Raw genomic sequence first — 13,719 nt, 5'->3', positions numbered from 1 at the left:
ATGCGCGAACACGACGCCTACACCGCGCTCCACGCCGTCTTCGACCCCGAACTCGACGAACCCGTGACCGACCTCGGCTTCGTCCGCTCCCTCACCGTCGAAGGCTCGGAGGTCACGGTCCACCTGAGGCTCCCGACGTCGTTCTGCTCACCGAACTTCGCCTACCTCATGGCCTCCGACGCCAAAGACGTCCTCACCGCACTCGACTGGGTCGAGCGAGCCAACGTCGTCCTCGACGACCACCACGACTCCGACCTGATCAACCGAGGCCTCGCCGCCGACGCCGGCTACCGCGGCACCTTCGGCGACGAAGCCGAACAGGACCTCGACGAACTCCGGCTCACCTTCCGCCGCAAAGCCCACACCGCGGCCATGGAACGCGCCCTCACCCGGCTCCTGCGCGAAAACCGGGAACTGACCGAGGAAAGTCTCCACGACATCACCCTCGCCGACCTGCCCGACCACCGCACCACCCACGCACTCCTGCGACGACGCGCGGCGCTCGGACTCGACACCGCACCAGAAGCGCCGGTCCTCGTCGACGACCATGGCACGCCCTACCCACGCGAAGAAGTGCCGCTACGGCTGCGCTTCGCCCGATCCGTCCGCATCTCGATCGACGGCAACGCCCACTTCTGCCGCGGCCTGCTCCGCACCCGCTACCCGGAATCCGCCACCGACCAGGCACCACGCAACCAGGAGGTCCACGCATCGTGAAAGCGATCCAGGTCGTCGGCTACCACGAAAAGCTCCAGCTGACCGAGGTCGCCGAACCCGAACCCACCGGCCCCCACGACGTGATCGTCCGCATCGGCGGCGCCGGCGTCTGCCGCACCGACCTTCACATCCTCGAAGGCCAATGGGCCGAGAAATCCGGCGTCACCTTGCCGTACACGATCGGCCACGAGAACGCCGGCTGGGTCCACGCCGTCGGCAGCGCCGTCACCAACGTGGCCGAAGGCGACAAGGTCATCGTCCACCCCCTCATCACCTGCGGACTCTGCCGCGCCTGCCGCTCCGGCGACGACGTCCACTGCGCCCAGTCGCAGTTCCCCGGCATCGACACCGCGGGCGGCTACGCCGAATACCTCAAGACCTCCGCCCGCAGCGTCGTCAAAATCGACGACTCTCTCGAACCCGCCGACGTCGCCGCCCTCGCCGACGCGGGCCTCACCGCCTACCACGCCGCGGCGAAAGCAGCCCGCAGGCTTCGGCCCGGCGACCGCTGCGTCGTCATCGGCGCCGGCGGCCTCGGCCACATCGGCATCCAGGTGCTCAAAGCCCTCACCGCCGCCGAACTCGTCGTCGTCGACCGCAACCCCGACGCCGTCGACCTCGCCGTCACCATCGGCGCCGACCACGGCGTCATCGCCGACGGCACCCAGATCGACCAGGTCCTCGACCTCACCGACGGCGAAGGCGCCGAAACCGTCATCGACTTCGTCGGCGAAGGCGGCGCCACCAAAGACGGCCTCGCCATGCTCCGCCGCGCGGGCGACTACCACGTCGTCGGCTACGGCGAGAACATCGACGTCCCCACCATCGACGTCATCTCCACCGAGATCAACCTGATCGGCAACCTCGTCGGCTCCTACACCGACCTCTGCGAACTCATGGTCCTCGCCGCCCAAGGCCGCGTGAAACTCCACACCGCGCGCTACCCGCTCGAAGAGTTCCAGACCGCGCTCGACGACCTCGACGCCGGACGCATCCGGGGCCGCGCCATCCTCGTCCCCTGAACACCTCGTGAGTGGTGAGGACGGTTCTAACCGTCCTCACCACTCACGACACAATGGGCCCGTGCACCTCGACGCGCTCCTCACCGGCCAGCCCTCGGAAGTCCTCACCCGGACCCTCGAGCTTTCCCGCGCCGAGCGGAAAGCCCTCCTCCCCGAACTCCTGGCCGCTTTCAAGGACAGCAGCGAGTTCATCGAGATCAAGCCCAACACCTACGGCGCCCGCAACCCACTCAGGGGACAGCAAGCCGCGACCGCGCTCTGGACCGTCCTCCCCGCGAGCGACCCCCTGCTCCGCAAACTCTGGATCGCCTCGCCCACGATTCTCGAACGCGTCCTCCAGGACCGCTCGCTCACCGAACGCAAGACGATCGCGCTGCGCATGATCGGCCACCACACCGCCTGGGAAACCATCCGCCGCATGATCCTCGACGGCGACCTCGATCCCATCCGCACACCGGAATACCACGCCGGCTGGTTCCGCTGGGCCGGACGCTTCCGCGGGAAACCACTGGCCGAACGGCTCCGGGCCGAACCCGGAGCCCTCACCGAACTCTGGGAACTGCTCACGATCGAAGGCAACGGCGAGGCAAGCTTCGCCGCCTTCGACAAGTACGTCCGCGACGAGGACAAGTGGTCCACCGCGCTGCTCGAACTCACCGAAACCGGCGAACTCGACCGCACCAGGCTCCTCGACCTCACCCTCGACGTCCTCGCCCGCGACTTCGCCGCTTTCCGTGCGCAGTGGTACGCCGCGCTCCACGAAGCGCTCGCCCCCACCCCGGACGAGCGCACTGATGCGCAGCATCGCTACGCCCGGCTGTGCGGAAGCGGCCTCCCGCGCACCGTCTCCTTCGCCGTCAAAGCACTGTCCCTTGTAGACAAACAGGGCACGCTCGACGACGAAATCGCCCTCCAGCACCTCCCCGCCGCGGCGGCCGGACGCGGCGCCGCCACCGCCAAACTCGCCCTCAAGCTCGCCGGACGTATCGCCGACCGCCGACCCGAACTCACCGGCCTCGCGGACGAAGTCTTCGAAGCGGCGCTCACCCACGAGGCCTCCGACGTCCGCGCCATCGCCACCGCCCGGCTCGGCGTCACTCCGGACGCGGCACCCGTCATCGAGACCGCCGAGTACCCGGAACCCACCCGGACACCATGGGACCAGCGCGAAACGCTGACCATCCCGCTCGAAATCCCCGACACCCCGGCCGCGGTCGCCGAAGCCCTGTCCTCCCTGCTCGCCGACCCCGACCAGGCCGACCTACTCCTCGCCGCCCTCGACGGCGCCCACCGCGTCGCGGGCGAACTCCAGGACGCCCTCAAACCGCTGGTGAAACGCGCCGCCAGGATCGCCGCCCAGCAGTACAGCGCGGCAGTACCGAAGATGATCGCCACCCTCATCCTCGGCCTCACCGGCCGCGACGTGACCCACCCACCGCAGGTCGACGGCTGGCGCCGTCCTCTCCACCACCGGATCACCGCCTTGCTCGAAGGCACGGCCGTCCCCGTCTCCGCCGCCACCCACCAAGGCGGCTGGCTCGATCCGGTCGTCTTCGTCGCCCGCATGCTCGAACACCCCGACGCGGCAGACGACGACGTCGCCGACGCACTGCTCCGGCTCGCCCCGGACACCAGGCCCGAAGCCCTCGCACTCGCCGCGGACCTCACCGGACCACACGCCGACACCATCCGCTACGCCCTCGGCGGCCCCGCCATCGACGCCACCGGCTGGATCGCCTTGGCCGCGGCCCGCGCCCGGCACCCCGAATCCGCCGACCCCGCCGCCGCACTCCGCGGCGAACCCGGACCGCCGATCACCTGGATGGCGAAAGCCGGCCTTACCCACTACGGCTCGAACTCACTCGACATCGAACAAACCCCGGAACCCGTCGCGCCGGACGTTCCCTGGCTCGGAACGCCCTTCGACGGCCGAGCCACCGAGTGGCTCGGCTTCACCGAATGCCACGAGGCGGTCTCCTCCCCGTATGACCGCGACCACCTCGAAGCCGCCGTCGCCGGAAACCTGTACTTCAACGACATCGAAGTCGGCTATCCCGTGGAGAAGGCCGCGCTGCCCTCGTTTCTCGACAACCCCTCGGTCCCGGGCATCCCCGGCACGATGCTCCTCGCCACCACCCTCGCACTGAAACGTCCGGCCGCCGTCCAGCTCGGCACGGACGCCGTGCTGACCCTGCTGGACCGGCGGCTGCTCGGCCCCCGCGCACTCGGCGCTGCACTGGCCGTACTCGGCCCGCAGCTCATCATCACGCGGCTGGCACCCCGGCTCTCGGTCATCGCGAACGAACACCCGACCGCAGTTCTGTCCACACTGGACACTTTGCTGCCGAAGCTCGAACCCTCCCACCGCGGCATCTTCGCGTTGCTGGAACTCGCCGCGGACCTTGTGGACCGCGGAGCGGGCACGATCAGCGCCGAAACGAAGGAGTGGCTCACCGGCTTCAAAGGCGGTTCGAAAGCGGCGAAGGCGGCGTCACGACTCAGCGGCTGACATCCGGGCTGCCAGCACGTGCGAACAGGGCCCCCGGTTCTCCTGATGCTTGGCCCACCACGCACACGTGCACCCGACGGGCGAAAGCCGGACACGCTGCACCGAGCCGGCGCGGGTGATCTCGTAGCCACCGTCCGGCAACCTCCGGACGGCTCCGGCGGCGAGGAGCTCACGGGCTTTCGCGAGCCGACCGTTCGCCGGAGCAGCCCCACTCGGAAGCTCACGCGGGAACCACGTGCCGTCGACGACGTCGTGACCGGCGCGCCCCGCGACAAGTTCCGGCGCTTCGAGACCCGCCGCCAGCGCGTTCAGCCAGCCTCCTTCGCCGGAGAAGCCGCGGGCCGGCTCCGGGGACAGCGTGACGACGAGCTGCGCCCGATCCAGCCGGAGCACCCAAGTCGCGACCTCGCTGTCCGGTCGCGTGTAGACGGTCAGTCCCTGGGCGAACCGGATGAGCGGCTCGACGACCCGCAACCGATGGAGCCCGGTCGCCGGAATCGAGTCGTGCCCCGGCCGTGACGTCAACCGGAGCCCGCGGCCCGACGCCACCACCCACGACCTGCCGACCGAAGTCGGAAGTCTCCGCAGGAAGTTCCGTGTCTCCGCCTTGTCCAATGCCGCTTGCTCGACCGCTCCCGCCGTGACCGCGGCGACCTCGGCGAACCCCGACACCCAACGATCCGGCAGCGGCACCACGGACTCGTCGTTCTGCCCGTCGAGAGTGCGGAGCCGGATTCCCTCGCCACGAACGGTCAGGTGCAACGGATCTTGGGCAACGACTCCCGCGAGGACGGTCCGCGTCGCGTCGGACAGGTCGACGTTCGTGCAGCCGTCGCCGAGACCGCCCACGTCCGGCAAGTCGAGCCTGGCGTACAGACCACAGCACGGCGAGAAAGCCTCCGCGCGCAACGTCGTCCGATCCGCGGTGAACACCGGATCGGACTCGGCGATCAGCCGGTTCACCATCGACGGCGGCATCCAGAACCGTGTGCGGGCGACCTTCCCCAGCACGAGCAGCGCTTGGGCGGCCTGTGCTCCGGGCTCCAGAAACCCCTGGAAGAGCACGGACGTCGGCGCGTCCTCTTCCAGCTGCTCCAGCAAGACCTCGGTGATCACGGGGCAACCCTAGCCAGAGCCCCGACAGTCTTTGCGGGTTTGCCGTTTGTTTGAAGTTGATCTTGTCGATCGCCCGACTGAATAGGTCGTTATACACCTTGAGGTCAGTTCGACTGGGCCTGGCGACGCCGATAGGCCCGCTGCTGGCATGCCCTCGAGCAATAGTCCCGTGGTCTGCCCCGCCCTCCCCCGTCCAGTGGCTTACCGCAGACGACGCACTCCCCTCCCCCGGTTTCGTCACTGATTACCTCACTCCCCTGGCTTTGGATGAGCGCCTCGACACCGTCGAGGGTCCGCTGCAGCCCGAATTCGAAGGCGTCGAGCGGCGCGTCCATTCCCCCGGCTTTCCACAGCCGCTCCAGGGTCGGATAACCGTCCAGGCGCTCGAAGAGGGACTCGCGTTCACTCCACCAGCGCTCATGGGACACCCCGGTGCGCCGCTGAAGCTCCGCGGCCTCCCCGGCCTGGCGCGCGGCCGACTCGACGAATCCGCCCACCAGGTTCACCACCGCGATCACCTGCGCCGGCGCCAGACCGCTACGCGAGGCCACGTCCAGCGCGTGGTCGTAGCCGGCCATGATGTTCGGACCCGGCAGGCGACGGGTTCCGGCGCTGTGGACCAGCCACGGATGCCGTCGGTACATCTCCCGGGCCCGCCGCGCCCAGCGTTCGAGGCCCGCTCGCCAGCCGAGCCCGTCCGAAGCCCCCATCGGGAACTCGCCGTACACCGCGTCACGCATCAGTTCCACCAGTTCCGCCTTGCCGGGGACGTACCGGTAGAGCGACATGGTGGTGGTACCGAAACGTTCCGCGACCTTGCGCATCGACAGCGAAGCGAGCCCTTCGGCGTCCGCGACCTCGACGGCCGCCGCGACGATCCGGCCGAGGCTCAACCCGGGCCGCTCCGGCTCGGACGTCCCCCACAGCAGTTCGATCGCGCGCTCCGGATCCGGCTGCGCGTCGTCTTCCGCCACCCGCTGCTCCCTTGACGCTCTTCACTGGTTCGTGTTTAGCTGATAAACCTCAGTATATCCCATATACCTCTCGCAGGAGCGCTTCAGCATGCCTGAAATCAGGTTCTTCGTATCCCCGAACGGCAGAGACGACTGGCCCGGCACCGCCGAGCAGCCGTTCGCCACCCCGAAAGCGGCCCAGAAGGCCGTCCGTGCCGCCACGGCCACCATGACCGGCGACGTCATCGTCTCCTTCACGACCGGCGTTTACCGCCTCGACGAATCCCTTGTCTTCACTGATACACAGGGCGATTCCGGCTCGAACGGGTTCCGCGTCGTCTACCAGGCACACGGCTACGGAACAGCGGACCAGGCGAAGGTCGAACTGAGCGGCGGCCGCGAGATCACCGGCTGGACGACGGGCGACGACGGCATCTGGTCAGCGCCGATCGGCGACCTGGCGCCGCGACGGCTCACCGTCGGCGGCACACCCGCGACAAGGGCGGCCCGCACGGACGGACTCCCGGGAAGTGTGACGAAAACAGCGACTGGTTACGTCACAGACAGCATCGAGCCCCAGTCGTGGCCGGATCCCTCCGGGCTGGAGTTCGTTTACCCAGGCGTCTACCCGTGGTCCGAGGCCCGGCTCGCGGTCGCGTCGATCTCCGGCGACGCCTCCTCGACCACGATCACCATGGCTCAACCGGCCTTCGACAACGCCAAGTCCCTCTACGACGCCAAGTGGTACGGCGCGGGCGGTGACGGCACCTGGGACGGCCTCGCCGCACCGGCCACACTTGAGAACAACGTGGCCTTCTTGACCGAGCCGGGAACCTTCGCCGTCAGCCGAACCGACGCGGGCGATCACGTCCTGCATTACCGCCCGCGCTCCGGAGAGGAGATCGGGAAGACCACCGTCGTCGCTCCGGTGCTCGAAACGCTCGTCAGCGGACAGGGCGTGCACGACCTCGTGCTGCGCGGTTTCACCTTCACCGACGCGACCTGGTCCGGCCCCACCCGAACGGGCGGCTACCTGCACTATCACGGCAACGCACGCTACGAACGAGGCGGCTTCCAGAAGATCGACCTCGGCGCGGACGTGGGCTATGTCCACGTGCCCGCGGAGCCCGTCCAGTTGCCCGCCAACGTCAGTCTCACGTCGGTCGAGCGAGTCACCTTGGAGGGCAACCGTTTCACCCGGCTCGGCGCGGGAGGGCTGCGGGTCGAGGACGCCACCGACGTGGGCATCCTGGCGAACGTCTTCGACGAGATCTCGGGCAGCGGGATCGCCGTCCACACGAGCACCCGTGCCGCGGTCGAAGACAACCTCGTCCATCACATCGGCACCGAATACCGAGGGTCGCCCGCCGTCCTCGTCGTCGAGTCCGCGGAGACCTCCGTGGCGCACAACGAGATCCACGACGTCCCGCACAACGGCATCGTGATCACCGGTGGGGAGCGAGCCCAGGGCACACAGGTGATCTCGAACCTCGTCGAACGCACCATGGGGAAGCTGATGGACGGCGGCGGGATCTACCTGTCCGCGCCACAGGGCTCGTCGTTCGCCGGCGGGGCACTGGTCCGCGGCAACGTCATCCGCGATGTCCTCACCTCGTACAACTTCGGCCTCTACGCCGACTACGGCGCGGCGTGGATCACCGTCCTCGGCAACATCGTCCACCGGGCCGACACCCCGATCGTGCTCCAGGTGGGCCCGCCGATGGAGAACGTGGCCTTCGTCGGCAACATCTGGGACGCCCTGCCCGACGGCTACGACACCCCACCCGAGACGGTGACCGTGGCCGGGAACACGGTGCTGCCCAAGGAGAGTTTCGACGACGCCGTCCGGGCGGACCCGGCGGGCGCGGACATCCTCACGCGGGCGGGCCGCCGGGGTCTGGAACGATGATCACCGCTCCTGCCGGACGCGAGTCCGGCAGGAGCCGCTCCAGCCACCATCCCCGAGGAGACCGCGCGCGATGCCGACCCAGACCACGGAAGCCCCCGGGACCCGCCGACGGCTCGCGCGGATCGCGACCGAGGTGCTCGCTCCGTGGGTCTGGGTGCTCGGTCTCCCGCTGATCGTCGCCTGGAAGGTCACCGGATACCACTTCGGCGAGACGGTGCTCTGGGGTCTCGTCGTCGGTGTCACCGGCTCGCTGATCCCGATGGCCGTGATCGTGCACGGGGCCCGGAAGGGCAAATGGGACAGCCACCATGTCACCGATCGCGCCGGACGGCTCGTCCCGTTCGCGGTCTGCATCGGCTCCCTGACCGCCGGATTCGTCGTCCTGATCGCCGGCGGCGCCCCGCACGAGATGATCGCGCTCGCGGCCGCCGAACTCGTCTGCCTGATCGCCGCGCTCGCGATCACCTTCGGGCTGAAGTTCAAGATCTCGATGCACGCGATGGTGGCGGCGGGTGCGGCCGTGATGCTGATCCGCGTCTACGGTCCCTGGCTCGCGCTGGTCTTCCTCGGCGTCGGCTGGGTCTGCTGGTCACGGGTCGAGCTCGGCGATCACACCAAGGCCGAGGTCACGGCCGGCTTGGGGGCCGGTGTCGTCCTCGGCGGTGGTGTTTACCTTTTGCTCGAAGCGATTTTGGCCTGAGCCCAGCCGTATAGGTCGTTATACAGTCAGCTCAGGCGCCTGATGCCTTCGGCGAGTTCGGCGATGTCGGCCGCGGCGGCGAAGCCGAGCCGGAGGAACGGTCCGGCTGGTTCGGCGGCGAAGAACCGGTCCCCCGCCCCGACCACGACTCCCCGTTCCCTCGCCGCACGGGCGACCGCGTTGGCGTCGCTCCCCGCCGGTAGCCGCACCCACAGGTGCAACCCACCCTCCGGCAGCCGCGCGACAGTCCATTCAGGACACTCCCCCGCCAGCGCCGCGGCCGCCTTTCCGCACCGCTCTCGCAATTCGGTGCCCAGTTTCCGCACATGACGTTCCCAGGACGGCGCGCTGAGCAGTTCGAGAGCCGCCTCCTGCAACGGACGGGAGACGAAGAAGTCGTCGACCCGCCGGATCGCCTTCATCCGGTCGAGAACGGGCCCACGCGCGATGAGCGCCCCGATCCGGAGGCTCGGCGCGGCGGCCTTGGTCACCGACGTCAGATGGACGACCGTGCCGTCGCGGTCGTCGGTGATCAGCGGACGCGGTGCCGTGACACCGTGCGAAAGGTGCCGCGCGAAGTCGTCCTCCAGCACGAAGGCGCCCGCCGCCCGCGCCACCTCCAGCACCTGAGTGCGGCGCTCCGGCGTGAGCACGGTCCCGGTCGGGTTGTGGAAGGTGGGCTGGCAGTAGAAGAGCCGGGCGCCGGTCATCGCGAACGCCTCGGCCAGCAGATCCGGCCGGACCCCGTCGTAGTCGATCGGGACCGGTACCGGACGGAGCCCCGCCGCCCGCGCGGCGGCGAGCGCTCCCGGATAGGTCGGCGATTCGACGAGGACCGGGCTGCCGGGCGCCGCGATCGCCCGGAACGCCATGGAGAGCCCGCTCTGACCGCCGGCGGTGATCAGAACGTCGTCCGGCGACGCACCGGCAGGCCCCGCGAACACCGACCTCAGCGCGGCCAGCCCCGTGGCGGGGGCCCGATCCCAGGAGTCCGGGCGGCGCCCTGCCCGCGAGCGCCGCGCTCAGGAAGCGGGTCGCCTGCAGTGATCGGTGCGGGTACCCGCCGTCGAGGAGGATCGCGCCCTCCGGCGGCGGGCCGAGGACGCCGGTCAGCGACGTGGTGTCGACGGTGCGGTCGGTCAGCGCGACGGTCTGCCAGGCCGTGTCGAGTGGTCCGTCCATTGTCGACGGCCTGGCCGCCACATACGTGCCGCTTCCGGGGCGGGTCACGACAGCGCCCTCGGCCGCCAGCTGAGCGATCGCGCGCGAGACCGTCACCGGGCCGACCCGGTAGCGCTCGATCAGCTCACGGCTGCTGGGCAACCGGTCCCCCGCGGCCGCCGCGCGGATCAGCGAACGCAGCTGGAGCACGAGGGCGGAAGTGCTACTATCCGACATGAAGGAACATGATAGTGCTACTGGAAATCGGGCGGAATCACTACTGGACGTTCCCGCCCTGCGAGCCGACACGCCGGGCAGCGAGAAGGTCGTCCATTTCAACAACGCGGGCTGCGGGCTTCTGGCGAAGCCGGTGCTGGCCGCCATGCTCGATCATCTGAACCTCGAAGCCGAGATCGGCGGTTACGAGGCCGCCGCGGCGCGGTCGGATCAGGTCGCGGGCTTCTACCGTGAGATCGCCGCCTTGATCAACGCGAGGCCCCGCAACATCGCCTTCGCGGCGAGCGCCACCCACGCCTATTCCACCGCGCTTTCCTCGATCCGGTTCGAACCCGGGGACGTCGTGCTCACCACCCGCAACGACTCATCTCCAACCAGATCGCGTTCCTGTCGCTGCGGAAGCGGTTCGGCGTCGAGATCGTGCACGCACCGGACACCCGGGAAGGCGGTGTCGACGTCGAGGCCATGGCGGCCCTGATGCACACGAGGAGACCGAAACTGGTCGCCGCCACGCATATCCCGACCAACTCGGGGCTCGTCCAGCCGGTCGCCGAAATCGGGCGGCACTGCCGGGAGCTCAGCCTGCTGTACCTTGTCGACGCCTGCCAGTCGATCGGCCAGTACCCCATCGACGTCGAAGAGATCGGCGCCGACCTGCTCACCTCGACGTGCCGCAAATTCCTGCGCGGTCCACGCGGTTCGGGGTTCCTGTTCGCCTCCGACCGGTTCCTCGAAGCCGGGCACGAGCCGTTGTTCATCGACATGCACGGCGCCCGCTGGAGCGCGCCCGGCGCATACGAACCCGCGAAGTCGGCTTCCCGCTTCGAAGAGTGGGAATTCCCTTACGCCACCGTGCTCGGATGCGCGGCCGCGGCGAGATATGCCCGTGAGGTCGGCCTGGAGGCGATCTCACGACGCACGCCCGCGCTCGCGGCGAGGCTGCGGGCCGGTCTGGGCGCCATCGCGGGTGTCGAAGTGCTCGACCGGGGACCGGAACTGGGCGCCTTGGTGACGTTCTCCATCAAGGGCTGGGAAGCCGTGCCCTTCAAGGAGGCGATGGACGCCAGGCGGATCAACTCGGCGCTCAGCTACCGGGAGTTCGCGCAGTTCGACTTCGGGGACAAGGACGTCGACTGGTGCCTGCGGCTGAGCCCGCACTACTACAACACCGAGCGGGAAGTGGACGACGTCGCCGCGGCCGTCGCCGAACTCGCCTCCTGAACGCGGCCTCCCCGCCTGGGCACTGGGGGTGCCCGGGCGGGGAGACCGTCAGGAAGATCAGGCCCCGGCGAGGCCGCGGCGCTTCAGCAGCGGCTCGATCTCCGGGTCGCGGCCGCGGAACGCGCGGAAGGCGGCCATCGGGTCGACGCTGCCGCCCCGCCCGAGCAGTTCGCGGCGGAAGTGGTCACCGTTCTCCCTGGTGAGCCCGCCGTTCTCGCGGAACCACTGGACGGTGTCGGCGTCGAGGACCTCGCTCCAGATGTAGGAGTAGTACCCGGCGCTGTAGCCGCCGCTGAAGATGTGCGCGAAGTAGGTGGTGCGATAGCGCGGCGGCACCGCTTCCAGCGCGACGCCGGCCTTGGTCAGCGCCTCGGCCTCGAACCGCTGGACGTCGTCGACGTTGTCCTCGGTGCCCAGCGCGTGCCACGCCTGGTCGAGGAGGGACGCCGCGAGGTATTCGGTGGTCGAGAAGCCTTCGCCGTACTGCTGGGAGGCCAGGAGCTTGTCGATCTGCTCCTGCGGCAGCGGCTCGCCGGTCACGTGGTGCTTGGCGTAGTTCGCCAGGACCTCGGGCCACAGCATCCACATCTCGTTGACCTGCGAGGGGTACTCGACGAAGTCACGCGGGACGTTGGTACCGGAGAACATCGGGTACTCGACGTCGGAAAGCAGCGAGTGCAGCGCGTGCCCGAACTCGTGGAACGCGGTGACGACCTCGTCGAAGGTCAGCAGGGTCGGCTCCCCTGCCGGCGGCTTGGCGACGTTGAGCACGTTCACCACGACCGTCTTGGTGCCGAGGAGCTTCGTCTGGTCGACGAAGTTGTTCATCCAGGCGCCGCCGCGCTTGGAGTCGCGGGCGTAGTAGTCGAGCAGGAACAGGCCGAGTTCCGAGCCGTCGGCGTCGAATACCTCGAAGATCCGGACCTCGGGGTGGTACCTCGGCAGGTCTTCCCGCTCGGTGAAGCTCAGGCCGTACAGCTTCGACGCGGCGAAGAAGACGCCGTCGGTCAGCACGCGGTTCAGCTCGAAGTACGGGCGCAGCGCGGCGGTGTCGACCTTGAACCGGTCCTTGCGGACGCGCTCGGCGTAGAACGCCCAGTCCCACGGCCGCAGGATCGCGCCGGGAATGTCGGCTTCGAGGTAGCGCTGCAGTTCTTCGGCCTCCGCCTTGGCGTTGGCGACCGCGACCGGCGCGAGACGTTCCAGGAGCCCGACAGCGGCCTGAGCGGTCTTCGCGGTCTCGTCCTCGATGACGTACGAGGCGTGGTCGGGGAAGCCGAGCACGGCGGCCCGCTCGGCCCGCAGGCGGACCAGCTCGGCCACGACCTCGTTGTTGTCGGACTCGTTGCCCCGGTTCCCACGGGAGACCGAGGCGGTGAAGATCCGCTCGCGCAGCGCACGGTCCTCCAGCGAGGCCAATGCGGCCTGTGCCGTCGGCAGGGTCAGCTTGAGGACGTACTTGCCTTCCTCGCCCGCGGTCTCGGCGGCCGTGGCGATCTCGTCCTCGCCCAGTCCCGCGAGCTCCACGACGTCGTCGACGACCACGGCGAGCTCGTTGGTGTCCTTGAGCAGGTTCTGCTGGAAGCGGGTCGAGAGCGTCGAAAGCTGCTCGTTCAGCTCGCGCAGGCGCTTCTGGTCGGCCTCGGGCAACCCGGCGCCGGCGCGGCGCACGTCGGTGTGGTGCCGCTCCAGGAGGCGGAGCGACTCGGTGTCGAGACCGAGTTCGTCCTTGCGTTCGAACAAGGAGTTGATCCTGGCGAACAGCGCCGGGTTCAGGTTGATGGCGTCGGCGTGCGCGGCCAGCCGCGGTGCCATCTCGGCCTGCACGCGCTGGATCTCGTCGTTCGCGTTCGATCCGGCGAGGTTGAAGAACACGCTCGACACGCGGGACAGCAACCTGCCGGACTTTTCGAGCGCGACGATGGTGTTCTCGAAGGTCGGCGGCTCCGCGGAGTTCGCGATCTCCTCGATTTCGGCGGCGTGCTCGGCAAGGCCCGCTTCGAAGGCGGGAAGGAAGTGTTCGTCGGCGATCCGGTCGAACGGCGGAAGGGCGTAGGGCAGCTCACTCGGCGCGGCGAACGGGTTGTCCTGCGAAATCATCGGTGTTGCTCCCGGGTCGTCGAATCTGCTGTTCAGGCCACCTTACGGGCAGTGAGGGGCCGGTGGATGCCGTC

At 69.1% G+C, this 13,719-nt stretch carries 11 protein-coding genes and 1 pseudogene; 7 read left to right on the top strand and 5 right to left on the bottom strand.

Annotated elements, in window-relative coordinates:
* From MJQ72_RS07615 to MJQ72_RS07605, 3 genes are all read left to right on the top strand, one after another.
* Complete coding sequence (locus tag MJQ72_RS07615) at nucleotides 1-717, top strand: iron-sulfur cluster assembly protein (protein WP_240598417.1); 717 nt, start codon at nucleotides 1-3, stop codon at nucleotides 715-717.
* The gene (locus MJQ72_RS07610; RefSeq protein WP_240598416.1) at nucleotides 714-1,739 is read left to right on the top strand and encodes an NAD(P)-dependent alcohol dehydrogenase; all 1,026 of its coding nucleotides are present in this window, start codon (nucleotides 714-716) and stop codon (nucleotides 1,737-1,739) included. Before MJQ72_RS07615 ends, MJQ72_RS07610 begins: the two co-directional genes overlap by 4 nt.
* 61 nt (nucleotides 1,740-1,800) lie before the next feature.
* A complete protein-coding gene (locus MJQ72_RS07605) occupies nucleotides 1,801-4,248 on the top strand; it encodes a DUF6493 family protein (protein WP_240598415.1) in 2,448 nt (815 codons plus the stop codon).
* Here the strand turns inward: MJQ72_RS07605 and MJQ72_RS07600 are convergent.
* Both MJQ72_RS07600 and MJQ72_RS07595 read right to left on the bottom strand, forming a co-directional pair.
* Nucleotides 4,231-5,364, bottom strand: coding sequence for an SWIM zinc finger family protein (locus MJQ72_RS07600; RefSeq protein ID WP_240598413.1), 1,134 nt, complete (start codon nucleotides 5,362-5,364; stop codon nucleotides 4,231-4,233). The two genes, MJQ72_RS07605 and MJQ72_RS07600, sit on opposite strands and share 18 nt — an antisense overlap.
* A 104-nt stretch (nucleotides 5,365-5,468) precedes the next feature.
* The gene (locus tag MJQ72_RS07595; RefSeq protein ID WP_240598412.1) at nucleotides 5,469-6,338 is read right to left on the bottom strand and encodes a TetR/AcrR family transcriptional regulator C-terminal domain-containing protein; all 870 of its coding nucleotides are present in this window, start codon (nucleotides 6,336-6,338) and stop codon (nucleotides 5,469-5,471) included.
* Between the two features lie 88 nt (nucleotides 6,339-6,426).
* Between MJQ72_RS07595 and MJQ72_RS07590 the strand changes: the two genes are divergently transcribed.
* Nucleotides 6,427-8,226, top strand: a complete 1,800-nt coding sequence (locus MJQ72_RS07590; RefSeq protein ID WP_240598411.1) for a right-handed parallel beta-helix repeat-containing protein — start codon at nucleotides 6,427-6,429, stop codon at nucleotides 8,224-8,226.
* Between the two features lie 70 nt (nucleotides 8,227-8,296).
* A complete protein-coding gene (locus MJQ72_RS07585; protein ID WP_240598410.1) occupies nucleotides 8,297-8,926 on the top strand; it encodes a hypothetical protein in 630 nt (209 codons plus the stop codon).
* A gap of 26 nt (nucleotides 8,927-8,952) precedes the next feature.
* On the opposite strand, the gene MJQ72_RS07580 is transcribed toward MJQ72_RS07585, so the two are convergent.
* A complete protein-coding gene (locus MJQ72_RS07580; protein ID WP_240598409.1) occupies nucleotides 8,953-9,870 on the bottom strand; it encodes a PLP-dependent aminotransferase family protein in 918 nt (305 codons plus the stop codon).
* A gap of 316 nt (nucleotides 9,871-10,186) precedes the next feature.
* Nucleotides 10,187-10,324: pseudogene (locus tag MJQ72_RS07575) on the bottom strand (hypothetical protein); the annotation flags it as partial.
* On the opposite strand from MJQ72_RS07575, the gene MJQ72_RS07570 reads away from it, so the two are divergent.
* Together MJQ72_RS07570 and MJQ72_RS07565 are read left to right on the top strand one after the other, a co-directional pair.
* Nucleotides 10,323-10,802 carry a hypothetical protein gene (locus tag MJQ72_RS07570; protein WP_240598407.1) on the top strand — a complete coding sequence of 160 codons (480 nt, stop codon included), beginning with the start codon at nucleotides 10,323-10,325 and terminating at the stop codon, nucleotides 10,800-10,802. The pseudogene MJQ72_RS07575 and the gene MJQ72_RS07570 overlap by 2 nt on opposite strands.
* Nucleotides 10,745-11,545 carry an aminotransferase class V-fold PLP-dependent enzyme gene (locus MJQ72_RS07565; protein ID WP_240598406.1) on the top strand — a complete coding sequence of 267 codons (801 nt, stop codon included), beginning with the start codon at nucleotides 10,745-10,747 and terminating at the stop codon, nucleotides 11,543-11,545. Before MJQ72_RS07570 ends, MJQ72_RS07565 begins: the two co-directional genes overlap by 58 nt.
* A gap of 57 nt (nucleotides 11,546-11,602) precedes the next feature.
* Here the strand turns inward: MJQ72_RS07565 and MJQ72_RS07560 are convergent, their stop codons facing one another.
* On the bottom strand, nucleotides 11,603-13,645 hold the full coding sequence (locus MJQ72_RS07560; RefSeq protein ID WP_240598404.1) for a M3 family metallopeptidase: 2,043 nt from the start codon (nucleotides 13,643-13,645) through the stop codon (nucleotides 11,603-11,605).
* Nucleotides 13,646-13,719 lie beyond the last annotated feature (74 nt).

The organism is Amycolatopsis sp. EV170708-02-1 (assembly GCF_022479115.1).
Lineage (GTDB): Bacteria > Actinomycetota > Actinomycetes > Mycobacteriales > Pseudonocardiaceae > Amycolatopsis.
The sequence above is the reverse complement of the archived record's forward strand: the minus strand, read 5'-3'. Positions and strand labels throughout refer to the sequence as shown.

Bases quoted from the DNA above. Each gene is read 5' to 3' on its own strand.
- MJQ72_RS07615 (WP_240598417.1), top strand. From the start codon at position 1: ATGCGCGAACACGACGCCTACACCGCGCTCCACGCCGTCTTCGACCCC.
- MJQ72_RS07590 (WP_240598411.1), top strand. From the start codon at position 6,427: ATGCCTGAAATCAGGTTCTTCGTATCCCCGAACGGCAGAGACGACTGG.
- MJQ72_RS07585 (WP_240598410.1), top strand. From the start codon at position 8,297: ATGCCGACCCAGACCACGGAAGCCCCCGGGACCCGCCGACGGCTCGCG.
- MJQ72_RS07570 (WP_240598407.1), top strand. From the start codon at position 10,323: ATGAAGGAACATGATAGTGCTACTGGAAATCGGGCGGAATCACTACTG.
- MJQ72_RS07560 (WP_240598404.1), bottom strand. From the start codon at position 13,645: ATGATTTCGCAGGACAACCCGTTCGCCGCGCCGAGTGAGCTGCCCTAC.